This window comes from Christiangramia fulva (assembly GCF_003024155.1).
GTDB classification, from domain to species: Bacteria; Bacteroidota; Bacteroidia; order Flavobacteriales; family Flavobacteriaceae; genus Christiangramia; species Christiangramia fulva.
Genome location: NZ_CP028136.1, coordinates 255,615 through 281,848, shown reverse-complemented (window position 1 = coordinate 281,848; position 26,234 = coordinate 255,615). Strand labels below are relative to the sequence as shown.

Genomic DNA, 26,234 nt, shown 5'->3' with positions numbered 1-26,234 from the left:
GGTCATTGGGAGGAGCATAGCGGCGAAGCTAACTCCTTTTCCCTCGTCACGCTGAATTTATTTCAGCGTCTCTGAAGATTCTGAAACAAGTTCAGAATGACAATATTAGTTTTATTACAAATTGAAATAATCGATATAGGTGTTCAAATCTTTATCTCCGCGACCCGAAAGGTTTACCACGACAATATCATCTTTCTTGAATTTGCGGTCCTCAAAAATAGCCAGGGCATGCGAAGTTTCAATAGCGGGAATAATTCCTTCCAGTTTTGCCAGTTCGAGTCCGGCTTTCATCGCGGCTTCATCGGTAATGCTTATGAATTCTCCTCTTCCGCTTTTGAAAAGATTAGCGTGCATCGGCCCGACTCCCGGATAATCAAGTCCCGCCGAAATGGAATAGGGTTCAGTGATCTGTCCGTCGCCGGTTTGCATCAGCAATGTTTTGCTTCCGTGAATAATGCCGACTTTTCCCAGCGCTGAGGTCGCCGCGCTTTCACCCGAATCGATTCCTTTTCCGGCAGCTTCCACGGCAATGATTCCTACTTCCGGGTTATCGAGATAATGAAAATAAGCACCCGCTGCATTGCTTCCTCCGCCTACACAAGCCACAACAAAATCGGGATTTTCAGTGCCTTCTTTTTCCTTCAGCTGATTTTTAATTTCCTCTGAAATCACGCTCTGAAACCTCGCCACCATATCGGGATAGGGATGCGGTCCCACCACAGAACCAATGATGTAATGGGTGTCTACCGGATTATTGATCCAGTCCCGAATCGCTTCATTGGTCGCGTCTTTAAGCGTTCGGCTGCCCGATTTTGCGGGAACTACTTTAGCACCAAGCATTTTCATCCTGGCAACATTCGGCGCCTGCCGTTCAATATCGATCTCACCCATATAAACTATGCACTCGATCCCCATCAATGCGCAAACCGTAGCGGTAGCAACACCATGCTGTCCCGCCCCGGTTTCGGCGATAATTCGGTTTTTACCCAGTTTTTTAGCCATCAGGATCTGCCCCACGGTATTGTTCACTTTATGAGCGCCGGTATGGCATAGGTCTTCCCGTTTCAAATAGACTTTGGTCCCGTATTTTTCACTGAACCTTTTCGCGTAATAGAGCGGGGTAGGGCGGCCCACATATTCCTTCAGAAGTTCTTTGAATTCTTTCTGAAAAGAATTCTCTTTCATGATATCCAGATAGCGCGAGCGCAATTCTTCTACATTCGGATAAAGCATTTCGGGAATATAAGCACCGCCAAATTCACCGTAATATCCCTTTTCATCTGCCTGATAGGTCATTATATGTTGATCTGAGATTTAAAATCTTTTAATTCTTTTAATTTTTTAAGGCCTGGTCTTAACTCAAATTTGCTGTTTACGTCAATGGCGTAAAGGAGTCCGGGTTTTCCTAATCTGAAGAAATGGTTTTTCAGTTCTGAAATAGCGCTGCCATGTTCGGGGCCAATACCTCCACTTAAAAAGAAAGGCGTATTTGAAGGATAATCCATTAAAATTTCCCAATTGAAAGGAGTTCCATTACCTCCATGATTTTCACCTTTGGTGTCAAAAAGGAAATAATCTACAATGCCTTCAAAAGCTTTAATTTCCTGAAAATTGAAATCTGCACCCACCGAAAAAACTTTAATGATCTCGGGTGTATTTCCCATTTTTTGAAGCTGAACCCTCAAATCTTTACAAAAAGCCGCCGATTCTTCCCCATGTAATTGTACCGCGTTTAGGTTATATTCTGAAACTTTTTTTACGATTTCAGCAAGGGAAGCGTTTACAAATACACCAGTTTTCTTGATCTCCGGAGGTAGCTCGGGCAATTCTCCTTCAAAGTATCGCGGACTTTTATCATAAAAAATAAAACCCATATAATCAGGTTCAATTTCTGCAACCTGGAGCATATTTCCAGGCTGTTGCATCCCGCAGACCTTAAGGCTGAGGCCTGAACTCTGTCCCGAAGCGGGAGTGATCAGGGTTTTTTCTTTAGTAGTTTTTTCTTTCATCTGGTTATGGCAGTTTTTAGTTTTTCAATAAAATGAATGGCGGCATCACCGGGATTCTGGGTTTTCATGAAATTCTCACCGATCAGGAATCCTTCGTAACCATAATCCCTTAAATCGGAGATCACTTCCGGATTGCTGATCCCGCTTTCCGAAACCTTTACGATTCCATCAGGAATAAGCTTTGCCAGTTTTTTACTGTTTTCGGTACTTACTTCAAAAGTCTTTAAATTTCGGTTATTTACGCCGATCATATCTGCCGGAATTCCTGCCGATTTTTCCAGTTCTTCCTCATTGTGAACTTCCAGTAAAATATCGAGACCGAGATCTTTAGCCGAATTTGCCAGTTTTTGTAATTCTTCTTTTGAAAGTACCGCGGCGATCAGCAAAATAGCATCGGCACCGTGTGCTTTTGCCTCCAGGATCTGATATTCGTCTATCATGAATTCCTTTCTCAAAATAGGAATTTTTACCGAAGCTCTTGCCAGCAACAGGTCATCAAGTGAACCCCCGAAATATTTTCCGTCCGTTAAAACAGAAATACCAGCGGCACCCGCATTTTCATAACCCCTCACCACATCCTGAACATTCAGGCTTTGATTGATCACCGCTTTGGAAGGAGATCTTCGTTTGTGCTCGGCGATGATTCCCGAAGCGGAATTTTTCAGACTTTCAGCCAGTGACTTCACGTTCCGGTTAAAAAGAACTGATTTTTTGAGTTGTGACTCTGGAATCAACGACTTTTTCAGTGCGACTTCTTTCCTCTTATCAGCTACTATTTTATCGAGAATATTCATCAAATTTTACTTAATTCCTGTAATTTTTTAAAGCTTTGGTAAGCTTTTCCATTACTAATTGCTTCCCGGGCCTGTTCAAATCCTTCTTTTGCTCCCAGGTTTCTGGAAGTGGCGATTGCCATTCCGGCATTGGCACAAACCACATTGGTCTGAGCCTCGGAACCTTCACCTTTCAGAATGGAAACAAGTATTTCCGCGGAACTTTCCACAGAACCTCCACCGGCTATTTCTTCAGCTTTTAATTCAGAAACACCAAAATCTGAAGGTTTCAGCATACTTTCTGAATTATTCCGAATACATTTTGTTTCGCCCGTAAGGGAAATCTCATCATAACCATCAAGGGCGTGCAAAATAGTATAATTTTTATCGGTGTTCTGGTAAAGATACGCATACATTCGCGCCATTTCAAGGCTGAATACGCCCACGAGCTGATTTTTTGGAAAAGCCGGATTCACCATTGGGCCGAGCATATTGAAAAAGGTCTTTACGGCCAGGCCTTTTCGAACCGGGGCCACATTTTTCATTGCCGGATGAAAAAGCGGAGCGTGTAAAATGCAAATATTGGCCTCCTCGATACATTTTTTTAGAAAACTTTCATCGCTGCTGAATTTGATACCTAGGGATTCCATGACGTTGGAACTTCCGCTTACCGAAGAAACGCCGTAATTGCCATGTTTTGCCACTTTTACCCCCGCACCAGCCGTTACAAATGAAGAGGTAGTTGAAATATTGAAAGTATTTTTACTGTCGCCACCGGTCCCGCAAAGATCCACCGGGTCAAATTCTGAAAGATCTACATGAATGCACAATTCCAGCAGGGCATCTCGAAAACCCTCAAGTTCTTCAATGGTCACACTGCGCATCATATAAACGGTAAGAAAAGCGGCGATCTGCATTTCAGAATATTTTCCTTCAGAAATATTAAAGATCACCTGTTTCGCTTCTTCGCGGCTTATGGTTTCGTGATTGATGAGTCTGTTTAAAAGTTCTTTCATTTTTACTTTTTAATGAAAATTTTAAAAATCAGGCGTTTGCCCGGGTTCTTTTATCCTCCTCTTCGGGAAGTTTATGTGTGGGGCCTTTGACCCAGTTCTGAATCATTTTTTTTCCTTCAGGAGTTAAAACAGATTCAGGGTGGAACTGGACGCCACGAACATCAAATTCTTTATGTCGCAGTGACATTATTTCTCCTTTTTCATCATAACTCGTAGCCTGAAGAGAAGCTGGTAACTTTTTTTCGACAACCCACGAATGATATCGGCCTACCTGAAGGTTCTTTTCAAGGCCTTCAAATAAATATTCATCATCAACAAAAAGTTCTATGCCGGTAGCAACTCCGTGGTAAACCTCGTCGAGATTGATAAGTTTCCCGCCAAAGACTTCACCAATTGCCTGCATCCCGAGGCAAACGCCCAAAATGCTTTTGGTAGCGGCATATTCTTTAATAATTGGTTTTAAAAGTCCGGCCTCATCAGGAATTCCCGGCCCCGGGGACAATAAAATTTTATCATATTCTTTCACGTCCTCAAGGTTTAACTGGTCATTTCTACGAACCGTCACCTCACAATCCAGTTCCTCAAGATAGTGCACCAGGTTATACACGAAGGAATCGTAGTTATCTATTACTAAAATTTTCATATTTCTTCAGCTATTTCAAGGGCGCGGGTGAGAGCGCCCAGTTTGTTATATACTTCCTGTAATTCGTTTTCGGGTTGTGATTCTGAAACGATTCCCGCACCGGCCTGATAATGCAATTCATGGTTTTTGCTTACGAATGACCTGATCACGATGGCGTGGTTGAAATTTCCGTTGAAATCCATGAAACCAATGGCGCCGCCGTAGGCACTTCGGTTTACATTTTCAATTTTTTCAATCAGTTTTAAGGCCATGGGTTTTGGAGCGCCACTGAGCGTTCCAGCAGGAAAAGTATCGGCTACAATTTGTGGCGTGACCGCATTTTTATCAATTTTTGCAGTGACTTTGCTCACCAGGTGGATCACATGGGAGAAAAACTGAACCTCACGATAGGTTTCTACCTTCACCTCGCTTCCATTTCGGCTTAGATCATTCCGGGCAAGGTCGACCAGCATGACGTGTTCTGAATTTTCCTTGGTATCTGCCGAAAGTTTTTTAGCCAGTTCGGCATCCTGTTCATCATTCCCAGTTCTTTTAAAAGTGCCGGCAATGGGGTGAATTTCTGCCCGGCCATCCTGAACAATGAGTTGTGCTTCGGGAGAGCTTCCGAAGATCTTAAAGTTTCCGTAGTCAAAATAAAAGAGATAGGGAGAGGGGTTCACATTTCGGAGAGCGCGATATACATTGAATTCGTCTCCTTTAAATCTCTGGGAAAACCTTCTGGAAAGTACAAGCTGAAAAACGTCGCCTCGATGACAATGCTCCTTTGCCATTTTTACCATATTAAGGTATTCGTGGTCGGTGAGGTTTGAGGTAGTTGTGCCTTCGCTGGTGAAATTATAGGAAGCGAAATTCTTAACCTTCAGGAGTTGTTCAATTTCATCTATCCTGTCTTCATTTTTATAACTATGGTCGAAAATATAGGCTTCATTTTTAAAATGATTGATCGCGATGATGTTCTGATAGACCGCGTAAAAAATGTCAGGAATATCCAGATCTTTTTCCTTTTTGGCGATATCGACTTTTTCAAAATAGGTAACCGCGTCATAAGCGATATAGCCGAAGATCCCATTGTTTATGAATTTGAAGGGAGATTCATCGGTTTCAAAATTTGAAGAAAACTGTTGAATGGCTTCAGGAACTGATGCATGCTCGCCTGGAGTAGAGACTTTTTTACTTCCGTCAGGAAAAGTTTCGGTTATTTCCCCATTTTCAAGCTTAAAAGAAGCGATGGGATTGCAACAGATGTACGAAAAACTATTGTCGCTGGCGTGATAGTCGCTACTTTCAAGAAGAAGGCTGTTGGGATAGCGATCGCGGAGTTTTAAATAAATGCTCACCGGCGTGGTAGTGTCGGCAAGGATCTTTTTGTATTTGGTGTTTAATTTGAACATTTTTAAGATGTCATTTTAAATGAAAAAAGGCTTGTCGTGAGACAAGCCTTAGATTTTTATATCAGGAATGGCAAATCAGCTCACGATTTCAGACGTAAGTTGTTCCACCACCAGTTATTTCTTTTTATTTCTAACATGCTTCAAATATAGAAACGTTTTCAATCTAATCAAACATTTTTCAAATAAAAAAATCCCGAAGGCAGGGCTCCGGGATTTTAAGCATTACAATTTCAGGTTAACATCAAGATCAAAATTATCGTAGATGGTTTTGTCCCCAAGGTTATCGAAAAAGCTTCCAGAACCGTATCTTACATTGTATTTAGAACGGTCTATAGTTAATTTAGTAGTCGCAGTGTTATCATCGTTCAGCTTAAGATCAAAGGTTACGGGATGTGTTTCTTCCTTAATGGTTAGATCTCCAACAATACCGTATACATTATTAGCTTTTTTGGCAGCGTTGGTGATCACCAGTTTGGCAGTAGGATATTTCTCAACCCCGAAGAAATCTTCAGATTTTAAATGCCCTTCCAGTTTTTGCCTGTATTCACCTTCAAGGTCGGTAACTTTAATTGAACTCATGTCCATAATGAATTCTCCGCCAACTATTTCATCATCTTCAAAAATAAAATGTCCTTTTTGAAGTTTGATGGTTCCGTTATGGGAGCCGGTTACTTTTTCACCGGTCCATTCTATGGTGCTTTCTTCAACTCTAACTTCTCTTTTTGTTGAAGTAAATGCTACAGTTGTTAATAGAATTACTGAGGCAATTCCGCCTTTTAAAAATTTGCTTTTCATAGTCGCTTTTTTTGAATTATATAAAATGAAACAGGTCTGCCCTGTTTTTTCTTACTTTCTCCTGATATTGAAGTAAATCGTCTTCACTTCGGTAGCCAATGGTGGCGATCACCGAAGAAGTCAGATTCATTTTATCCAATCCAAGGATTTCATCGAATAGTTTATTATCGAAACCTTCCATAGGGCAGGCATCGATTCTGAAGTTAGCTGTTGCAGATAATAAATTTCCCAAAGCTATATAGGTTTGTTTCGATGCCCAGATCTGTTGCTCTTCTGCACTCATTGCCAGAATGGTGTTTTTCAACATCTTTTCCATGCCTGCAAGATCTTCTCTTGATTTTTTCCGGGTTTTTGCAATATTATCGAGGTAATTATCGATATGCGATTCTTCAATTTTGCTGTAATTGGCAAAAACGATCAAATAGGAAGAATCGGTAATCTGGGACTGGTTCCATGCGGCAGTTCTTAGTTTCTCCCTTGTTTCCTGATCTTTAATAACGAATATTTCATAGGGTTGAAGACCATAAGAAGAAGCAGATAATTGCAAGCTTTCCAGGATTTTTTCAAAGTCTTTTTCCTGTACTTCCTTTGCAGTATTAAATTTCTTGGTGGCATAGCGCCAGTAAAGATTTTCAATATAGGCACTCTTGTTTTTAACTTCTAAGTTCATTGAGTTTTAGGTTTAGTGATTCTTTTTCTTTTTCATTTATTTTGTTCGCGAAGTCATTTTCGACCTCGTCGATCACAGCATCTATTTGAGACAGCAGGTCAAGACCCTTTTCGGTAATCCTGATCTCCACTTTTCGTCTGTTTGAAGGGCATACAATTCTTTCGCTTAGCCCTTTATCTACCAGTTTGTCTACTAATCTTGTCGTATTGCTCATCTTGCTTACCATTCTTTCCTGAATGGTGCAGAGGTTCGCCGGTTTTCCCTTCTGACCCCTGAGAATCCTTAAAACATTAAACTGCTGATTACTTACACCATAAGGCTTGAGGGCTTCAGCGATTTTTTCGCTTATATAGTTAGCCGTTACAATAAGGTTTAACACCAATTTTCTGGATTCGGGCAGTTTATCGCTTGTTTTAATATATTCTTCAATATTCATGTCAGTACAACAATTGTATATACAAATATAATATATACAAGAGTCATGTGTTTAAAAATTCTGTTAAATTTTATAGAGAGGAGGGAGGAGAAAAAAATCGGTTATCTTTACGGAGCAAACAACCATAAATTACTTAATACTATGAAAGATCTAAGCCAGGAAGAATGGCAAAAAAAGCTGCAAGAAGATGAAAAAGCCGTAATTCTTGACGTTCGTACTCAGGAAGAAGTTGACGAAGGTTACATTCCTGAAGCAAAGAATATCGATATTTATAAGGGCCAGGGTTTTATCAATGAAGTGGAAAAACTGGACAAATCAAAACATTATTATATTTATTGCCGCTCGGGAAAAAGAAGTGCTCAGGCCTGTTCCCTGTTAGACCAAATGGGTTTTGAAGAAACCTATAATTTATTAGGTGGTTTCTCTGAATGGGAAGGAGAAACAATTGAAGACTAAAGTTAGAAATTAATATTTTCCAAAGAGCCGCCTCTCAAAAGAGGCGGTTTTTTTTTTGAAAATTTGAAAGATAAAGTTAAAAAATTTGCATTTTATCTAATAAAACTTACATTTAAACGATCTATTAACTTTTTTTAACTAAAACTTTTCTAAAATGAAATTGAACTCGCTGAAAATGCTAGTGGTTGCTGTGTTTACATCCACTCTCATAGTTTCTTGTAGTCAGGAACCGACCGAAACGGTAGTCAATAAATCTACTCCGGCAGAAGCTATTTCCGATCCGGATATTATTCCTGGACAATATATTGTTGTTTTTAATACCAATGTAACAGGAAATGAAGCCAAGGCAATGGCAAATTATAGTAAATCACAAGAACTTGTGAAATCTAAGACGGCACTAATGATACAGGATGCCGGAATTAATGCTGAAATACTTTCTGTATACAGTAAAACCATCAATGGTGCGCTTTTAAAAATGGATGCTAAACAAGCTGATATGCTTAGCAAACGAAAAGAAGTTTCATATGTTGAAAAGGACAGGCTTGTTGTTTTAGCTCCTCCTTGTGGAACCCCTATGAATCCGTGTAGCGGAGGAGGTGGTGGAACAGGGGGAAGTTCCGGGCAACAGAAACCATATGGAATAACCCGTGTAAATGGTGGAGCTACCTACACGGGAAGCCATGTGGCATGGATTATAGATACTGGTATCGATTTAGATCACGAAGACCTGAATGTAGATGCGAGCAGAGGTTTCAATGCCTTTACCTCTGGAAGAGATTCTAAATCTTTAGATGATGGTAATGGTCACGGAACACATGTTTCCGGTACCATAGCAGCGATCGACAATGGAGTAGGTGTTGTGGGAGTTGCTGCCGGAGCTACTGTAATTCCTGTAAAAGTTCTGGATAGTCGAGGTAGCGGATCTTACTCAGGTGTGATTGCCGGTGTTGACTGGGTTGCTGGAAACGGGAATTCTGGAGACGTAGCTAACATGTCGCTAGGAGGACCTGTGTCAGATGCGCTTGACCAGGCGGTAAAAGATGCAGCTGCAACTGGGGTAAAATTTGCCCTTGCAGCAGGTAATGAAACCGATGATGCAAATAATCATTCTCCTGCCAGAGCTAACGGAACTAATATTTATACCATTTCTGCAATGGATAATAAGGATGTATACGCTTACTTTTCAAATTATGGAAATCCGCCAATTGATTACTGTGCTCCCGGAGTAAATATTCTGTCCTGCTGGAAAGATGGGGGGTATAATACCATTAGTGGTACTTCCATGGCTGCACCACATGCTGCCGGAGTGCTATTGTGGGGAAATCCGTCTTCAGATGGAACAGTAAGCGGGGACCCAGATGGAACTAAAAATGGAGGTGTAGGATATGCAGATCCTATAATTTATCACCAATAAAATCAGGAAAACAATCGTAAAAAGCACCATAATTTTTGGTGCTTTTTTATTGTCATATACTCAAAAGGCAATTTTTGCGTTAAAAACATAAGCGCGTCTCTTTTATTATTTTATTTAATTGATATATTTAACCCGAATAAAAGAGCTAGTTTCTATAATTATGAACAAATCTTACTATCTACTTATCGTTGGATTATTCCTTGTATCAATAACTCATGCCCAGGAGTTCAGTTTCGGAATAAAAGCAGGAGCGAATTATGTCATGGGTGGACAGATAACGGGGATAAGTTCTAATGGACTTTATTTCGACGGGACTGTTGAAGCCGATCCAAAAATTGGCTTTCACGGCGGAGCTTTCTTCGAATTAAGATATAAGAAATTCCTTCTTCGTCCCGAATTTATCTATAGTTCCATGGAAACTGAATTTCCTTTTCCTAAGGCAACCTCTGTTTATTCGGTGAGTAAAATTAGTGTTCCATTATTATTTGGATATAATATTTGGGGACCCATAGATATTTATGCCGGCCCTGCCTATCAAAATACTCTGGATTCTTCTTTGGAAGGCACCGAACCCCCAGACCAGGTAATAGTCGCTCAAAATACTCCACTCGCCGCCCAGGCGGGAATTAAAGCCAGATTGGGTAGATTGGAAATTGACCTGCGATATGACAGGTCTTTGGCAACCGCAGAATCTATGGATATAGATATCGTCAACAGCGATTATGGAATAAACCGTGCGCGTTTTGATGATACGCGCCTTAATCAGATTCTCCTAAGTCTTAGCTTGAAAATATTTGATAGTGAAGCGAATGGAGGCAGAAGGCGTGGCGGAGGCTGTTATTTCTAAAACTTCCTTTTACATAAAAATCAAAAGAGGCTGTTCGAAAGGACAGCCTCTTTTTTATCAATTGAAATGCTTTTTAGTTTAAAGCCCTGTTCTGTTTTTTCTTATTGATCATTAAAACAAAAGGTACACAGCACAAGAACAAAAGTCCCAGGTATAAGAAAATATCCATATAAGATAGAACGGTACTTTGTTTTAAAATACTCATATTCAAAACTTCGTGTGCCCTATCCAGGGCTTCATTTGCACTGAAACCTTTGCTCATGAACATTTGCTTTAAACCTTCGATTCGCTGCTGTACCTTAAAACTGATCCCGCTAATATTTGGAATTAGGTCCACCCGATGCTGTTGATTCAGCCGCGATATCATGGTAGTGATAATCGCAATTCCAAAGGAACCTCCTAACTGTCGCATCATACCGGTAAAGGCAGCGCCGTCGCCAATATCCTTTCCGTGTAAAGTGGAAAGGGATAAGGTGGTAATGGGCACAAACAACAGTCCAAGTCCCACACCCCGCACTACCAGCGGCCAAAACATCAGTTCAGAACCTGTGTCGGGAGTCATAAGGGTATACATCCATAAACTGTAAAGAAAGAAGATGGCGAAACCTGCTGCTGCAAGATATTTATGGGAAATTCCTCTTTCCAGTAATTTTCCGATGATCGGCATCATCAATCCCGTGGTAATCGAACTTGGTATCAATAGTAAACCGGCGTCTGTCGCCGTCCATCCCAGAATAGACTGTGTATAAATGGGAATTATAAAAGTAGATCCAAAAAGACCAAATCCTAAGATAAAAGTGAGAATGGTTCCAATACGCAGGTTTCCATCCCGAAGCACCCTCAGGTTCACAATAGGATGTTCATAAACCAGCTCCCTCCAAATGAAAAGAATAAATCCGAAAAGGGAAACCAGGCTTAGTGTAAGAATAAGCGAATCCTGGAACCAATCATCCTGCTGCCCGTGTTCCAGAACAAATTGTAAAGAACCAATGAAGGAGGCCAGTAAGATAATTCCCCACCAGTCCACCTGATAGGCTTTCAGTTTTTCTCCATACTTCGGACTACGCACAAAAGCAATCGTTAAAGCAGTGGCAATGATTCCGATAGGAATATTGATATAGAAAATATAAGGCCAGGAAAAATGGTCTACAATATAGCCTCCCAAAGGAGGACCAAGAGTAGGCCCTACAATAACTCCCATTCCGTAGATAGCCTGGGCCATACCTCTTTTTGCCACCGGATAACTTTCAGTAATGATCGTTTGAGCCGTTACCAGTAAGGCACCTCCTCCCATACCCTGGATAAATCTGAAAAGAACAAGCTCCCAAATGTTTGTCGCATTTCCGCAAAGGAAAGAAGCAACAGTAAAAAGGATAATCGACGCAGCAAAATAATTTCGCCGGCCAAATTGCTTGGAAAGCCAGCTTGTCATGGGGATAATGATCACATTGGCGATCGCATAAGCGGTGATCACCCAGGCGATATCAGTAAGAGTAGCACCAAGGCTTCCCCGCATATCATTAAGCGCAACATTTACAATGGTGGTGTCTATGATCTCAAGAAGAGCACACATGATTGCGGTAACTGTAATAATTACCCTTCTAAAACCATATTCTACCAGGCTGTTTTCTTCCTGCTGCATTTTATTAGTTTAAGTGTACGTCTACTTCTACGTTCATTCCTGAACGTAATTTCTTCAGTTTTTCAGGGTCATTAGACTTCGATAAATCAATTTTTACCGGCACTCTCTGGACGGTTTTCACGAAGTTTCCTGTTGCGTTGTCAGGGGGTAAAAGGGAAAATCTGGCACCGGTAGCCGGTGAAAACGCGCTAACTGTTCCTTCGAGTTCCATACCTGGGTAAGCATCCACATCAATTTCGACTTTTTGTCCGAGTTCCATTTTATCCAGCTGGGTTTCCTTGAAATTGGCAACCACCCATTTTTTATCGGTGTTCACCAGATAAAAAAGAGCCTGACCGGGCTGTACAAATTGTCCGGGCTGTATATCAACTTCTGAAAGTTGCCCGTCAATAGGAGCGGTCACCACGGTATAATCAAGATTTAATTGCGCAGCATCAACCGCTGCCTGCGCGCTTTTCAGATTCGCTTCGGCTACTGAGACCTGTTTTTCTGAAATTTCAGTTTGCGATTCAGCGGCATTCCTTTGGCTTGCAGAAGCTTTTTCCTGATTCTTTAAAATTTCAAGATTTTTTTCGGCCTGCTGTTTGGCAGCCAAAGCCTGCTCATATTGCTGCTCGGTAATGGAATGGTTTTTATATAGATTTTTAAATCTTTTATAATCATTTTCAGCACGCCATAATCCAATTTTGGCATTTTCTATACTTTGGGTGGCCGTGTTCACCTGGGCGTTTGAAGCCGCCGCGTTGGCCTGATAGGATCCTATACTTGCCTTCGCTACATTAAGTTGGCTTTCTGCCGCAGCAAGGCTTGCCATGGCTTTTTGTAGCTGCACATTATAATCGCGATCGTCGATAATAAAAAGCGTATCCCCTTTTTGCACTTTTTCATTATCCTCGACAAAAACCTTTTCAACATATCCACCTACATGAGGAATAATGGCACTCATGTTAGCTTCAATCTGTGCGTCATCAGTTTCTTCGTGTGAAAGTGAATGAAAATATTTGTACCCACCATAAATTAATCCGATACCCACCAGGGTCGAAATGATCATGATGAATTTCTTATTTGTTTTCTTTTTCTGTTCCATTTTTTTCTTAGTTTACTTAGTGAAAGAGTTGGTCAAATTTCCCTGAGCTCTCAACAGCTCATAGTATTTTTGGGTAATATCGGCTTTTGCATAGGCCAGGTTGATCTTCGTCTGAAGCTGTTCCACGTCGGCCTCTAAAAGATCATTGGTATCCATAAGCCCGTTATCATACTTGTCTTTTACAATTCGGTAATTTTCCACCGCCTGGGTTTCTGACTTTTTATAGACATCAAATTTTTCAAGCGCGAGCTGATAGTCCTTTTCGGCTTTTTTGATCTGAATTTTTATCTGGTCTGAAACCGATTCGATGCGATGCTGTAGTTCTTCGGCTTTACTTTTTGCAACATCTACTTCATGTTTGTTTTTGAAAAGGCTCGCAAAATTATACTTGATGCCTACACCAAAATTCATCGCATTAGATACCGTTAGCGCATTCTGAAGGTCCAGCGCAATGTACCCGGCTGAAAGGCCTATGGAAGGAAAATAATTTCCCTTTGCAACTTTCACGGCGCTTTCAGCAGCTTTCTCCTGATATTGCAGGGCTTCCAGATCACTGCGGCTGGCATCGGGACTCAAAACTGAAACAGGATTGACTACACCTATATTTTCTACTGTAATTTTGGTTTCTTCCGGAAGGCCGAGTAAGGTCACAAGTTGGAAATTCAGAATTTCAACATTTTTCTCAGCTTCTTTGAGGCTCAGTCGGGTATTGTCTTCCTGAAGCTGGGATTTTAACAGATCATTACGTGCCAAAATTCCATTATTCTCCATGGCTGTAAAATCTTTTACACGTCGTTGTGCGCTTTTAAGGCTTTCCTGCAGAAGATCGACCGCCCTGGTGGCTTTGTATAAATTCAAATAATTCTGAATGGTTTGCAAGGTGACCTTTTCCTGGTCGTTCCTGAAATTCGACTTAGCAGCCTCTAGACTGTTCTGACTGAGGTCAACAGAATTTTTCAGTTTAAATCCGGCAAAAAGAGGCAAATTAAGGTTCGCCTGGCCCAGCATTAACTGGTTTACTTTTGGGGATTCACCGGGTTGATCTGAACTATTATCAGAATTGCCGTTACCTGTGTTTATTTTCAAATTTACATCAGCATTCGTGAGATAAGCATATTGTCCTGAAATATCGAAATCGGGATAAATATTATCTTTCGTGACTTTAAGCTGACTGGCGGCGGTATTTACCTGCGATTCGGCTATTTTGATTTCCTGGCTGTGGGTCAGGGCCAGTTCTACTGCTTCCTGAAGGCTTAAATCTCTTTCCTGCGCGAAAATTGAAACTGTTGATAGCAGAATAAGTGATAAAATGAACTTAAATCTCATAAGTTAAAAGGGCTTTAATGGTGTTTTGAATGTGTGGCGTTATCACGTTAAAAATGTATTCCTCAAAAGAAGTTTCCGGATCCAGGCCGTGCATTGCCTGAAAAAAGCGTTTATTATAATAGAAGTTGAAATAGGTGCCTAAAATGGTAGGGCCGATCAACTGTATATTAATGTTTTTAGAAAACACTCCTTTTTCCTGGCCTTCTTTTACAAATCGCTCTATGAGGGAAAAATTTTCTTTTTTTCTTTCTATATAATTGGCAAAATCAAGCTTACGGCTGAGGTTTGAATATTCAAAATGAATGATCTTGTAGACTCTGCGGTTGCGGTGAATTCTTCTAATAATAAGTTCAACAATAGCGTCTACTTTTTCTAAATATCCCATTTCTTCTGAAAGCACCGATTCTATCTGGATGCGAAAATCGGAAGTGCGATAGAGCAGCAGTGCGGCAAGCAACTTTTCTTTAGAGCCGAAATAATAAGAAATCATGGCAACATTAATGTCGGCATGCCCGGCTATCTGCCTTACTGAAGTACCGTCAAATCCGTTTTCGGCAAACAGCTTTTCAGCCACTTCCAAAATCTGAATTTGTTTTTCGTTCAATTCCATAATTTTTCAAATGCGGCTGCAAAATTAAACAAATGTTTAAATTAAACGTTTGTTTAAATAAATTTTAACTTTTGTCAAGCTCCTTGCTTTTTATTTTCTGGAGAATCTATAGTGTAGGGATAATTTTCCCGAACGGAATTTCTTTTTTAGATGTAGAAAATGTTTTTCAAAGAAATGATAAGAAAAAAAGGAAATTAAAAAAGTGGTCACTAACATAGCTGCTACCGTTAAGGCTTTGGAATCAAAAATTTCAATTTTTTTATAAAATATGATCACAAATCCACTATAGACATAAAGGCCATAGGTAAATTTTCCCAAATATTCACTACACCTAAATAACCAATTTTTCTTAATGAAAAAAGATAATTTCCAACTAACAAAAATAAGGCTGACGAACCAACAGGATAGTGCAAGATTAAAAAGTGAGGGAATTTGAAATGAGATAAATACTAACGGAAAAAGGATTAAAAAGGCTGGCAGCCATAATTTTATACTGTTTCTTTTTTTAAAGAATAAATATCCCCCGGCCATGCCACAACTAAAATTTGCAAAGTGGTAAAAAACCGTTTTATAATCATTGGTTAAGAAAATTTGATCCAGAAAAATGTATGCTAAATAAAACGTAAGTAAGCCTCCAATTATCCATAACAGGTATTTTCTAAAAAATAGGCTTAAAATTAGAAATAGAAGATAAAATTGTTCTTCCACAGCAATAGACCAGAAAAATTTCAAGGGCATAAAAAAATCGCTTCGATCATAATTTCCTAGAAAAGTCCAGAATAAAAAAGGATGTTCAGGTAGGGTTACAGTCATTTTGAAAAGCCCAAGTATAACAGGAAGTAACAAAAAACTCAGACTGATAAGAAGGTAATAAAGCGGGAAAATCCGTAGTGCCCTTCTAATAAAAAAATTCCTTTGTGAAAAACCACCTGTCTTTTCAATTTCCTTTAAAGCGAGAAATGTCAACAGGAAACTTGATAAAACAAAAAAGAAGTCCACACCTAAAAAACCGAACGAAAAATAAGAGGCAGTATGAAATAAAAAGACAAAGAGGAAAGCCAGAAATCTTAAACTGTCAAGACCAGAAATCCGATTGATCTCATTTTTTGAGGATTTAAATTCCATTTAAATTTCATGCGAATATTGAAGTTAAAAGTAATTCTTTTGAAGCGAAAGAAAAAAGGGACAGTGATTACTATCCCTTTTTGGTTGATTAGTTTAAGGGTAGATTAAGAGATTTTTATACCCTTAAAACCAAAACTTTGGAAAAATAAAATTAAGCTTTCTCAAAATATTAGTATACGAGGGTTTTCCCTGAATTTTTAACTTATATGCTGTTTTAATGCGGAACCAGCCGGCATAGTTGGATAAAGTTCCTCGTAAGTCTTTAATTCCTTCCCGACCCTTTTATAAATAAGATTGCGATCCAATTCTTGTAAAGAAGAACATCCTGCCGCCGCAAAAAGTTCAAGAAAATCATTTAGAATTTCCTGGTGATAATTTCTGACCCTTTTCCATTTATCGGCTACCACAAGTCCTCTTCGCAGGCTGGCTTTGTTTGAGGTAATTCCTGTGGGACATTTATTGGTGTCACACCTTAAGGCCTGAATACAACCGAGAGCGAGCATCATTCCTCTTGCTGAATTACACACATCGGCTCCTATACAAAAAGCTTTAAAAACATCAAAAGCAGTGAAAATCTTTGTTGCTGTAAGAACCTTGATGTCTTTTTTAAGGTCATAAGCATTCAGCGTGTCCACGACAAAAACCAATGCTTTTTCCCAGGGCATACCCACATAATTGGAAAAATCTATTGGCGCTGCCCCTGTTCCGCCTTCTGATCCATCCACGGTTATGAAATCTGGTTTAATGCCGGTTTCAACCATTTTTTCGCAGATGTCAGTGAATTCTTTCCGACTGCCAATACAGAGTTTGAATCCTATAGGTTTACCGTCGGAGAGGTCTCTCATTTTCTTTATAAACTTCAGCAAACCTTCAGCGTCACTAAATTCTTTATGTCCCGGAGGTGAAAGAATTTTTGTATGCGGTTTCACACCCCTTATTTTGGCAATTTCTTCATTGTTCTTTGCCGCCGGAAGAACTCCGCCATGCCCGGGTTTTGCTCCCTGGGAAATTTTCAATTCGATCATTTTGACTTCGGGATAGGCTGCTTTTTCTTTAAAAAGCCCGGGATCAAATCTGCCATCATCGGTACGACAGCCAAAATAACCTGTTCCCACTTCGTAAACAAGATCACCTCCTTTTCGATGATAGGGTGAAATACCGCCTTCCCCGGTGTCGTGAAAGAAATTTCCGGCCCTGGCACCAAGATTAAGCGCTTCAACTGCGTTGCTGCTCAACGCTCCAAAACTCATTGCCGAGATATTAAAAAGGCTGGCGGAATATGGATGTTTGCAATCCGGTCCGCCAATTTGAACACGGGGCGGGGTATCCAGCTTTTCAGCAGGATAAATGCTGTGCTGCATCCATTTATAATTTTCCTCTTCAACATTCAATTCCGTACCAAAAGGATGCGTTTCATTTTGATGTTTCGCTCTTTCGTAAATGTAGCCACGGTGATTGCGATCTATTGGAGTTCCATCGGTATCATTTTCAACAAAATACTGATGAATTTCCGGCCCCAGCATTTCCAGAAGGTAGCGCATATGGCCAATGACGGGGAAATTTCTTAGAATAGTATGTTTTTTTTGGACAAGATCGTAAATACCAATTCCGAAAAGTAGAAGTGCCAGGGCGGAAAAACCGTATTTAGGCCAAATAATAATACAAATGATAACGCCGACAATAAAGAGGGCGATGAAGGTGAATTTTATAGCTTCTCTCATTAATTAAAGAACAATATTGAGTAATAGTTTCAGCAAGTTAATTCGAAAAGCTAGAAGTATAAAGTTTTACGAAAGCTTTCTTGGATATTTATTTTGGATAGACTTTCAATTTAAGCCGAGAAAAAAAGTTAATTAAAAACAAAATCTGGCCATTTTTCCACAGGCATAATTAACTTAATGGGGAAAATTTAAATACAGAATATGCATTACAAGAACAAAAAAATACTGATAACCGGTGCGGGATCGGGAATAGGAAAATCTATTTTGAAACAATTCGTAGATCGTGGCGCAACCAGTTTTGCCGTGGTGGGAAGAAAAAAGGAGCCCCTGGAAGAATTAAAAAAAGAATTTCCGGGTGCTAATTTCACCATTATTACGGGTGATGTTTCTAAAAAGGTAGATCTTGATAAGATCGTCAGGCTTGTTGAAGAATCGATGGGTGGCCTGGATATCCTGGTAAATAATGCAGGTGTGGTGAGCGCAGGTTTACTGCAGGACATCAGTGATGAAGATATTATCAATCAAATAAACATCAATCTCACTGGTTTGATCTTGCTTACCAAAAAGAGTTTGGCGTTGCTTAAAAAAAGCAAAGAAGGCGCAATAATAAATATTTCTTCCGGATTGGGTTATATAGGAATGCCATTTTACAGTGTGTATGCTGCCACCAAGGCTGCAGTAAGGCAATTTTCAGATTCTTTGCGACGCGAATTACTTGATTATCCGCTTCATATTATGACCGTTTATCCAACTACGACCGATACCAATATGATGAAAAATGCCAAAGTAGGTGAGATGGATACCCCTGAAGAGGTTGCAGAAGCAACTTTAAAAGGAATGGAGGAAAATGAGATTAACGTAATCCTTGGCGGAGAGCAACGAAAAAAACAAATAGAGCTCAATTTTAATGATCCTAAAAAGATGGATGAATTGTCAAAACAGAATTACGAAAGCATGAGAGAACGCACGGAAAATCATCGATCGATGTGAGAAAATTTTGTGGAAGAAAAACCATTAAAGATGAAAAAAGATACGATAACCGTAAATATAAAAGTAAACCGTCCTGTTGAAAAGGTTTGGGAGTGTTGGACGCAGCCCGAACACATAAAAAGCTGGAATAATGCCAGTGATAACTGGGTCACTCCCAGTGCCACTAATGATTTAAAGGAAGGCGGAAAATTTGTTTACCGAATGGAAGCCAAAGATGGAAGTGCTGCCTTTGATTTTCAGGGAACGTATAAAAAAGTGATCTACCCGAAATTTCTGAAATACATTCTTGACGATATGCGCGAGGTAGAAATAAAATTTGAGGAGAAAGGAGATGCAACCTTAATTGAAGAAACTTTTGAAACAGAAAAAATGAATTCGGCTAAAATGCAGAAAAATGGCTGGCAGGTGATTCTTGATAATTTCAAAAAATATGTAGAATCAGAAGTTTGATTATAAATTCTTTTTTTAAAAAAATAAAAAGCGGCGAGTCCTGGCTCACCGCTTTGAATAATTATTTACAATCTGAAGAGAATTTTACTTTTCAGAATCGATCTGGCAATTTCCCGAAGCACACCCAAACGAGAACAATCCCATAAAACCAACATAGGCTCCCAGTAAAATTCCCCACCACTGCTCATTTAAAGCAGATTGAATAATAACCGCGATCCCGAGACCGAGATAGATTACGCGAAGCCAGGTCCAGTTTTTTAGAAGTCGCTCTTTCATTGTATTTTGTTTTTAAGACTGGTCCAGCCGCCGCCATTATATACGTTTTGGTAGCCGCGGGATTTGAGGATCTGTTTTGCTGAAGCACTTCTCATGCCCGAAGCACAACAGGTGATGATGCTTTGGTTCCTGTTTTTTAATTTGTTCAGGTTTCCTGAGAGGCTATCCAGCGGAATGTTTTTCGAGCCCTTAATATGCCCGGAAGCAAATTCCTGTTTTGTGCGTACATCCACGATCACAGCCCCGTTCTTTACCAGTTGAGAATAATCTGTACCTTCTCCGAATAATTTCTTTAAAAATTTAAACATACCTAAGCCGATTTGGATTGATGAAAATTTACGGTTAACCAGGAGCCGGCATTAACACATTCAATGTTTTTGAGGCCGAGATAATTCTTAGCCTGTTCACTTCTCATTCCCGAAGCGCAACATAGAATAAGTGGCGATTCCATAGCTTCCAATTCATCTATTCTCAAAGGTATTTCATTCAAAGGAATATTTTGGGATCCTGCAACGTGGCCTCCGTTAAATTCAGCTGGAGTACGCACATCAACCACAGTACCTTTATTTTCTTTAATAAGTTCTTCAATATTCATTTCTTCATTTTCTAATTAAAACGAAGCAAAAATAAAACAGGAAAAAAGCTCTTACAGTGACTTTTGTTACAAAGATGATTTTTTAGACTAAAGGACGAAACTACTTAGGTTTTAATTCAGAAAGGAAAATGACAATTCCCCCAGAAGATGCCTTAACAATCATTTAGCATGTGGCGCTGAAATACTTTTAATAAAATAAGTAATTTGAAATTATTAAAAGAATCATTGAACCGGATATGAAAAAGAAGGGAAATAAAAGGATACATAATCCTTTGAAAATTCCTTTTTCGGGATGGAAAGAAATTTTACTTGAAGTAAAAAATGAAATTGGTGCCGATTATGTGGGATTGATTTCAGGTGTTGCTTTTTATGCTTTTCTGGCGATTTTCCCGGCGATCATGGCCTTGATCTCTATCTATGGCCTTACCACCGATCCTCATGAGATAGAACAGCAACTTAGGCAAATATCTTCTATGATGCCGGAAGAAGCCTTTCAAATTCTTCAGCGAAGAATCGAAAATTTCATCCAAACCTATTCAAGTTCTTTAGGAGTGAGTACGATTATCGGTTTGATATTTAGTATCTGGAGTGCCAATAAAGGAACAAAATCACTTTTTAAAGGAATAGATATTGCCTATGATACCGTTAACGACCGGGGTTTTTTCAGGCAGGTGCTGCTGGCTTTTATCTTCACCCTCTTCGGAACCGTTTTATTGGCTTTAAGCCTTGCACTGATCGTAGGATTTCCTGCAATGATAAGCCATCTTAATTTACCTTCAAATATTGAAAATTTGATATCATGGATGCGCTGGCCCGTACTTGCGCTAATAGTCACTTTTTTTCTATGCCTGGTCTATCAGCATGCTCCTTACCGGCCCCGGCCAAAATTCAGATGGGTGGTTTTCGGAGCTCTTTTTTCAACCATTATCTGGCTGCTGGCCTCCTGGGGATTTTCCTTTTATGTTAGTCATTTTGGCAGCTATGGAGAAATTTACGGCTCGGTTTCGGCCGTGGTGGTTATGCTGCTTTGGCTTTATATTACCAGTTTTATTATTATTCTTGGTGCCGAGATAAATTCTGAAATAGTTGATTATGTAGATGGTGATCCAGATCGTGAAGCTTCTTATAAAACCAGGAAAAATAAGGAAGAGCTTCAGGATTTACGCTGAAATTTTGATAGAATCAAGACTGCTTTTTAAATCTTATTAATTCGTCAAATGGCGATAACTATTCTGAAATAATACACTTCTTCTGAAGATTTAAATTCAAATTACTATCATTCCTGATTGACTACATTTAAATCTTTATTTAAATGGAGCACCTGGTCTGATTTCAATTCAATTTCCCTTTCCAGACCTCTGTATTTCAAATTTATTTTTTTATCAGTTTCTGAAGCCAGAGTTAGTAAATCAAGTTCGGCATTTTTCCAGGAGATATCTACTCTAATATTACCACGGGCTTTTAGACCGTTTATCTCACCATTTGTCCATTCTTTTGGCAAGGCGGGAAGTATTCTTAAAAATCCCTCGTGTGATTGTAACAGCATTTCGGCAAGGCCGGCAGTGAAGCCAAAATTACCATCAATTTGAAAGGGAGGATGTATATCCAGCAAATTTGGATAAATAGAATGTTCCTTAAATATCTGGATGTGTTTATAGCAGGCTTCCGGATCCTGAAGACGGGCATAGAAATTTATAATCCAGGCCCGGCTCCAGCCCGGTCCGGCTCCTCCGTGATCCAGCCGGTATTCAATAGTTTTTCTGGCAGCCTCAAATAGCTCCGGATTTTCCATGCTAATGGCATTACCAGGATAGAGTGCATAGAGATGGGAGATGTGACGATGTCCCTTTTCAGGCTCTTTATATTCCCGGTCCCATTCCATTATCCTGCCATCAGATGCTATTTTAATTCCTGGATGAAGACGCTTTAATTTTTGTGATATTTCCTGTGTAAAATCATTTGATATTCCTAGAATACTGGCAGCTGATAGTGTATTCTGAAAAACTTCCGCAATGATCTGGTGGCCCATGGCATTTCCTCTGGACACCGCGGCACTTTTACCATCCGGCGCGATATATGAATTTTCAGGAGAAGTTTCGGGATAAGATATTAAGGTAGAATCTCTTTCATCTTCCGTAAGCCAGTCCGCATAAAATTCTGCATAGGCTTTCAAAGCAGGATAAGCTCTTTCGCGCAGAAAAACCGTGTCCTGCGTAAATTGAAAATGATCCCAATACTGTCTTACAATCCAGCCTCCACCATGTATCCATGAGCCCCAATAAGGTTTTTCGGCCCTCATCCATGGTGCAGCCCAGAGATCTGTTGCCTGGTGAGCTACCGCGCCATTCATTCCGTATTGTTCCTGTGCAAGCTTCTTTCCTCTTACTGTTAACCTGTCAAGGAAATCGAAAAGAGGTTCGTGCATTTCGCTCAGGTTTGTTGGACCGGCGGGCCAGTAATTCATCTGCAGGTTGATATTCAAATGGTAATCAGCGTTCCAGGGAGCTTCAATATGTTCATTCCAAATACCCTGCAGATTGGCAGGATTGGTGCCGGGACGGGAACTGGAGATTAACAAATAGCGTCCATACTGGAATAATTTCGCCGTAAGATCTGGATCCTGCGTCCCTTCTTTAACAAGTTTTAATCGTTGTTTAGTGGAAAGGGTATCCAGTTCGTGACCTCCCAGATCCAAAGAAACCCGGTTGAAATATTTTTGATACTCTTTTAGATGGCGGGAAAGTATTTCTGTGTAATTTTTATTTTCTAAACTTTGAAGTGTTTTTTGGTTTTGGGCTGCGAAATCCTTGTGATAAAAAGAAGTGTTACATACAATGTAAATGACTGCTTCGTGTACATTCTGAAAACTTAAGGAGTCTTTTCCGGCTTCCATGCTACCCTGTTCGACTTTAGCTTTTAAAATGGTTTCAAACTTTACCCCATGGTCAATAATGAAAGGTTTTGAACCTTTGGCTCCTCCGAATTGCGTTACCATTCCATTCATTTTAAGGAGATTATTCTGAGAAGAAGAAACAGAAACGGTAGGGTGGCCATGATCATCAGGACGGCTTATTTTAAGACTGAAATCTATTCCCTGAGGTAAATCTGTAGCGATTTTCACAACCAGAACCTCATCGGGAGCAGAAGCAAAAACCTCTTGCGAAACCGTATGGCCATTAATTTTCCAGGATGACCTTGCAATCCCCGTGCTTATATCCAGACTGCGCCGGTAATCACTAATATCATTGTTCTTGTAATTTATAAAAAGATCACCCATGGTCTGGTGTGATCTCGTTACTCCTTTATACGAGAATTTTTCTACAATCAAACTGTCGGCAAGATGTACCCTGCCCTCTCTAATTAATTCTCTTATCTGAGCCAGGTCTTTTGGAGTCCCCTTACTATTTCCCCATTCCGGTCCACCCGGCCACATGGAATCTTCATTCAACTGAATTCGCTCATTTACTGGATCTCCAAAAACCATAGCGCCAAGTCTTCCATTCCCAACAGGAAGTGCATTATCCCAGTTTTCAGCGGGAGATTCATACCACAATAGATCCTTTTTGGAATTTGGCTGCTGACCGAAACCTGTAAAAAAGTTCAGTACAAAATATAGAACTAAAAATATCGGGTATTTCATAATTTCGATATTGTAAAGATCAGGGGCACTGATAAACAGGCCCTGATCTTTTCATGATTTAGTAATATACCCTGAATCAGGATTTTTTATTTAATTTCTATTGAAGTTTTTAAAAGAATATTTCTTGAAGAATTACCTACTTTAAGCAGGTAGGTACCCGGTTCTATTTTCCATGAGTTGGTATCTTCATCAAAATAGGCCAGTTCTTTCACCGGGATATCTATGGTAACTGTTTTCCTGTCGCCGGCCGGAACCATTATTTTTGCAAAGCCTTTCAGCTCCTGGTTAGCCCGTTCTATTTTTGAATTTTCTTTGGAAACATATACCTGAACCACTTCCTTTCCAGCCATTTTCCCGGTATTTTCTACATCAACATTCAGCCTTATTACGTCTTCTGGAGAAAAAACATCTTCTTTATTGACAGTCAGGTCCCGAAAATTAAAATGGGTATAAGAAAGGCCATATCCAAAAGGATATAATGGCTCAATGTTCTTTGTATCAAACCATCGATAGCCGGTTAAAATCCCTTCTTTGTAATTAACCGATTCATCACCGGGGAAACTGTGAGTGGCATGAGCCGGTGAATCTTCCAGGTTTTTAGGCATTGTCCAGGGAAGTTTGCCTGACGGATTTACTTTTCCTAAAAGAATATCTGCAAGGGCGTTTCCACCTTCCGAACCATTAAACCAGCTCCATACAATGGTTGAGGTCTGATCATTTATCTTTTGTAAATCGAAAGGTCCTCCCGCTATCATTACCACTATGGTATTCGGATTGGCCTCCAGGACTTTTTGAATAAGTTCTCCCTGGCCAAATGGCAGATGAAGATCTTTTCTATCGGCGGCTTCAGATTCATAATCACGGTTAGATCCCGCAAATATGATAGCGACATCTGATTCTTTTGCGGTTTTTACTGCCTCATCGATCATTTTGGAATTAGGAGTGTCCAGCGTTTCTCTTCCATAGCTTTGGCCGTTTTTAGAGGGAAGATATTTTTCTTCATAGCCCTGGGAATATTTAACCGATATCGCTGCAGGTAATTTTTCTTTCAGGGCCTGTAACGGAGTTACTTCATTCTTTGTTTTTACGCCTGCACCAAAACCACCCTGAGCAAATTTCCTGTCAGCATTATTACCAATAATGGCGACACTTTTAATATTGGTCAAATTTAATGGTAAGAGGTCTTCAGAATTTTTAAGAAGAATAACAGATTCTGAAGCGATATTGTAAGCATCTTTAAGATGAGCTTCTGTATTTCGGCTTCCTTTTGCTCTATTTGTTGAATCAATACTATGGATGTTATACATCACTCTTAGTACACGCCTCACATGGTCGTTTACTTCTTCTTCAGAAATTTTGCCCGCTTTTACCGAATCTATAAGGGGCTGGGCAAAATAATATTCATTAAACGGTTTATTGGTGCCCATTTCAACATCAGCGCCATTTTTAAGTGCCTTTACAGTACTGTGTACAGCATCCCAATCTGAAATCACGATTCCTTTGAAATCCCATTCTCCTTTTAGTATTTCTTCCAGCATATATTCATTTTCGTTTAAATAATCGCCGCGGAATTTGTTGTAGGCAGCCATTACGCTATAAGCATGGCCTTGTTCTACTGCAGCTTTAAAAGCAGGAAGATATATCTCACGCAGGGTTCTTTCGTCCATTTGCACATCCACACTGCCACGGTTAGTCTCCTGGTTATTAACCGCAAAATGTTTGATACAGGCGGCGACATCATTTTCCTGAACGCCTTTAACATAAGGTACAACCAGTTTTTTATTCAGAAATGGGTCTTCAGTAAAATATTCAAAGGTACGGCCGCCCAGGGGAGTCCTGATAATATTAAAGGCCGGAGCGAGCAGGACATCTTTATTTCGGTCCCTGGCTTCCGCTCCAATACTATTTCCGAAGGTGTGTGCCATTTCGGGGTTCCAGGTAGCCGAAAGACCTCCGCCAGCAGGATAAAAAGTAGCAAAGTCATTTTCTAATCCCAGCGGCGCCCAGGATTCCCGATGAAGTTCTTCCCTAATTCCAAGAGGGCCATCGGTCATTTTAAGCTCCGGAATACCTAATCTTTCAACTCCTGCCGTGGTAAACATGCTGTTTCCATGGAGCATTCCTGCTTTCTCCTCCAGGGTCATTTTAGCGATCAGGCTGTCTATTTGCTTCTCATATTTCATGCTAAGCGGGTCTCCCTCAAAGGGATACTGGGGATCAGCGATAGCCATGGTGCCGGTATTTTTATTTTCATTACATGCTCCCAGGGCAAGTAAAATAAAGGCAACAGCAAGAGAGGTTATTTTATTTTTCATTGGTTTG

The 26,234-nt window shown here is 40.0% G+C and carries 26 protein-coding genes; 6 read left to right on the top strand and 20 right to left on the bottom strand.

Annotated features, from left to right (window positions below; translation table 11 throughout):
- Nucleotides 1-114: 114 nt before the first annotated feature.
- The 9 genes from trpB to C7S20_RS01295 all read right to left on the bottom strand — a co-directional run bounded on the left by trpB (nucleotide 115) and on the right by C7S20_RS01295 (nucleotide 7,733).
- A complete protein-coding gene (trpB, locus tag C7S20_RS01335) occupies nucleotides 115-1,296 on the bottom strand; it encodes a tryptophan synthase subunit beta (protein WP_107010799.1) in 1,182 nt (393 codons plus the stop codon).
- Nucleotides 1,296-2,009: a phosphoribosylanthranilate isomerase gene (locus C7S20_RS01330; protein ID WP_107010798.1), complete on the bottom strand. Its 714-nt coding sequence runs from the start codon at nucleotides 2,007-2,009 to the stop codon at nucleotides 1,296-1,298. Before C7S20_RS01330 ends, trpB begins: the two co-directional genes overlap by 1 nt.
- The gene (trpC, locus tag C7S20_RS01325; RefSeq protein ID WP_107010797.1) at nucleotides 2,006-2,803 is read right to left on the bottom strand and encodes an indole-3-glycerol phosphate synthase TrpC; all 798 of its coding nucleotides are present in this window, start codon (nucleotides 2,801-2,803) and stop codon (nucleotides 2,006-2,008) included. Before trpC ends, C7S20_RS01330 begins: the two co-directional genes overlap by 4 nt.
- Nucleotides 2,803-3,798 (bottom strand): anthranilate phosphoribosyltransferase, encoded by a 996-nt coding sequence (trpD, locus tag C7S20_RS01320; RefSeq protein ID WP_107010796.1) that lies wholly within the window; start codon nucleotides 3,796-3,798, stop codon nucleotides 2,803-2,805. Before trpD ends, trpC begins: the two co-directional genes overlap by 1 nt.
- A gap of 28 nt (nucleotides 3,799-3,826) precedes the next feature.
- Nucleotides 3,827-4,441, bottom strand: a complete 615-nt coding sequence (locus C7S20_RS01315) for an anthranilate synthase component II (protein ID WP_107010795.1) — start codon at nucleotides 4,439-4,441, stop codon at nucleotides 3,827-3,829.
- Nucleotides 4,438-5,832: an anthranilate synthase component I family protein gene (locus C7S20_RS01310; RefSeq protein WP_107010794.1), complete on the bottom strand. Its 1,395-nt coding sequence runs from the start codon at nucleotides 5,830-5,832 to the stop codon at nucleotides 4,438-4,440. The genes C7S20_RS01315 and C7S20_RS01310 overlap by 4 nt, the downstream gene beginning before the upstream one ends.
- A gap of 222 nt (nucleotides 5,833-6,054) precedes the next feature.
- Complete coding sequence (locus tag C7S20_RS01305; protein ID WP_107010793.1) at nucleotides 6,055-6,627, bottom strand: YceI family protein; 573 nt, start codon at nucleotides 6,625-6,627, stop codon at nucleotides 6,055-6,057.
- Nucleotides 6,628-6,643: 16 nt separating this feature from the next.
- Entirely contained in the window at nucleotides 6,644-7,297 is a 654-nt protein-coding gene (locus C7S20_RS01300; protein ID WP_107010792.1) for an NAD(P)H-dependent oxidoreductase, read from the bottom strand.
- Nucleotides 7,281-7,733, bottom strand: a complete 453-nt coding sequence (locus tag C7S20_RS01295) for a MarR family winged helix-turn-helix transcriptional regulator (protein WP_107010791.1) — start codon at nucleotides 7,731-7,733, stop codon at nucleotides 7,281-7,283. Before C7S20_RS01295 ends, C7S20_RS01300 begins: the two co-directional genes overlap by 17 nt.
- 141 nt (nucleotides 7,734-7,874) lie before the next feature.
- On the opposite strand from C7S20_RS01295, the gene C7S20_RS01290 reads away from it, so the two are divergent.
- The 3 genes from C7S20_RS01290 to C7S20_RS01280 all read left to right on the top strand — a co-directional run bounded on the left by C7S20_RS01290 (nucleotide 7,875) and on the right by C7S20_RS01280 (nucleotide 10,450).
- Entirely contained in the window at nucleotides 7,875-8,189 is a 315-nt protein-coding gene (locus C7S20_RS01290; RefSeq protein ID WP_107014048.1) for a rhodanese-like domain-containing protein, read from the top strand.
- Nucleotides 8,190-8,343: 154 nt separating this feature from the next.
- Nucleotides 8,344-9,603 carry a S8 family serine peptidase gene (locus C7S20_RS01285; protein ID WP_107010790.1) on the top strand — a complete coding sequence of 420 codons (1,260 nt, stop codon included), beginning with the start codon at nucleotides 8,344-8,346 and terminating at the stop codon, nucleotides 9,601-9,603.
- 160 nt (nucleotides 9,604-9,763) lie between these two features.
- Nucleotides 9,764-10,450 carry an outer membrane beta-barrel protein gene (locus tag C7S20_RS01280; protein WP_107010789.1) on the top strand — a complete coding sequence of 229 codons (687 nt, stop codon included), beginning with the start codon at nucleotides 9,764-9,766 and terminating at the stop codon, nucleotides 10,448-10,450.
- Between the two features lie 73 nt (nucleotides 10,451-10,523).
- Here C7S20_RS01280 and C7S20_RS01275 read toward each other — a convergent pair whose 3' ends face one another.
- The 6 genes from C7S20_RS01275 to C7S20_RS01250 form a co-directional block, all read right to left on the bottom strand.
- Nucleotides 10,524-12,092 carry an MDR family MFS transporter gene (locus tag C7S20_RS01275; RefSeq protein ID WP_107010788.1) on the bottom strand — a complete coding sequence of 523 codons (1,569 nt, stop codon included), beginning with the start codon at nucleotides 12,090-12,092 and terminating at the stop codon, nucleotides 10,524-10,526.
- A 4-nt stretch (nucleotides 12,093-12,096) separates the two neighbouring features.
- On the bottom strand, nucleotides 12,097-13,179 hold the full coding sequence (locus C7S20_RS01270) for an HlyD family secretion protein (RefSeq protein WP_107010787.1): 1,083 nt from the start codon (nucleotides 13,177-13,179) through the stop codon (nucleotides 12,097-12,099).
- A gap of 12 nt (nucleotides 13,180-13,191) precedes the next feature.
- A complete protein-coding gene (locus tag C7S20_RS01265) occupies nucleotides 13,192-14,505 on the bottom strand; it encodes a TolC family protein (RefSeq protein ID WP_107010786.1) in 1,314 nt (437 codons plus the stop codon).
- Nucleotides 14,495-15,115 carry a TetR/AcrR family transcriptional regulator gene (locus tag C7S20_RS01260; RefSeq protein ID WP_107010785.1) on the bottom strand — a complete coding sequence of 207 codons (621 nt, stop codon included), beginning with the start codon at nucleotides 15,113-15,115 and terminating at the stop codon, nucleotides 14,495-14,497. Before C7S20_RS01260 ends, C7S20_RS01265 begins: the two co-directional genes overlap by 11 nt.
- A gap of 90 nt (nucleotides 15,116-15,205) precedes the next feature.
- Nucleotides 15,206-16,240, bottom strand: coding sequence for an acyltransferase family protein (locus C7S20_RS19935; RefSeq protein ID WP_107010784.1), 1,035 nt, complete (start codon nucleotides 16,238-16,240; stop codon nucleotides 15,206-15,208).
- Nucleotides 16,241-16,437: 197 nt separating this feature from the next.
- Nucleotides 16,438-17,961, bottom strand: a complete 1,524-nt coding sequence (locus tag C7S20_RS01250) for an FMN-binding glutamate synthase family protein (RefSeq protein WP_107010783.1) — start codon at nucleotides 17,959-17,961, stop codon at nucleotides 16,438-16,440.
- 201 nt (nucleotides 17,962-18,162) lie between these two features.
- Here C7S20_RS01250 and C7S20_RS01245 point away from each other — a divergent pair, with 201 nt between their 5' ends.
- Nucleotides 18,163-18,951: an SDR family NAD(P)-dependent oxidoreductase gene (locus tag C7S20_RS01245; RefSeq protein ID WP_107010782.1), complete on the top strand. Its 789-nt coding sequence runs from the start codon at nucleotides 18,163-18,165 to the stop codon at nucleotides 18,949-18,951.
- A gap of 30 nt (nucleotides 18,952-18,981) precedes the next feature.
- Nucleotides 18,982-19,401 (top strand): SRPBCC domain-containing protein, encoded by a 420-nt coding sequence (locus tag C7S20_RS01240; RefSeq protein WP_107010781.1) that lies wholly within the window; start codon nucleotides 18,982-18,984, stop codon nucleotides 19,399-19,401.
- Nucleotides 19,402-19,485: 84 nt separating this feature from the next.
- Here C7S20_RS01240 and C7S20_RS01235 read toward each other — a convergent pair whose 3' ends face one another.
- From C7S20_RS01235 to C7S20_RS01225, 3 genes are read right to left on the bottom strand one after another with little or no spacing between them, the layout of a single operon-like run.
- On the bottom strand, nucleotides 19,486-19,677 hold the full coding sequence (locus tag C7S20_RS01235) for a hypothetical protein (protein ID WP_107010780.1): 192 nt from the start codon (nucleotides 19,675-19,677) through the stop codon (nucleotides 19,486-19,488).
- Nucleotides 19,674-19,985: a rhodanese-like domain-containing protein gene (locus tag C7S20_RS01230; RefSeq protein ID WP_107010779.1), complete on the bottom strand. Its 312-nt coding sequence runs from the start codon at nucleotides 19,983-19,985 to the stop codon at nucleotides 19,674-19,676. Before C7S20_RS01230 ends, C7S20_RS01235 begins: the two co-directional genes overlap by 4 nt.
- Nucleotides 19,986-19,987: 2 nt before the next feature.
- On the bottom strand, nucleotides 19,988-20,272 hold the full coding sequence (locus tag C7S20_RS01225) for a rhodanese-like domain-containing protein (RefSeq protein ID WP_107010778.1): 285 nt from the start codon (nucleotides 20,270-20,272) through the stop codon (nucleotides 19,988-19,990).
- A 236-nt stretch (nucleotides 20,273-20,508) separates the two neighbouring features.
- Between C7S20_RS01225 and C7S20_RS01220 the strand changes: the two genes are divergently transcribed.
- A complete protein-coding gene (locus C7S20_RS01220) occupies nucleotides 20,509-21,441 on the top strand; it encodes a YihY/virulence factor BrkB family protein (RefSeq protein ID WP_107010777.1) in 933 nt (310 codons plus the stop codon).
- Between the two features lie 107 nt (nucleotides 21,442-21,548).
- On the opposite strand, the gene C7S20_RS01215 is transcribed toward C7S20_RS01220, so the two are convergent.
- The gene (locus C7S20_RS01215; RefSeq protein ID WP_107010776.1) at nucleotides 21,549-23,912 is read right to left on the bottom strand and encodes a glycoside hydrolase family 95 protein; all 2,364 of its coding nucleotides are present in this window, start codon (nucleotides 23,910-23,912) and stop codon (nucleotides 21,549-21,551) included.
- An 86-nt stretch (nucleotides 23,913-23,998) separates the two neighbouring features.
- Nucleotides 23,999-26,227 (bottom strand): glycoside hydrolase family 3 C-terminal domain-containing protein, encoded by a 2,229-nt coding sequence (locus C7S20_RS01210; protein WP_107010775.1) that lies wholly within the window; start codon nucleotides 26,225-26,227, stop codon nucleotides 23,999-24,001.
- Nucleotides 26,228-26,234 lie beyond the last annotated feature (7 nt).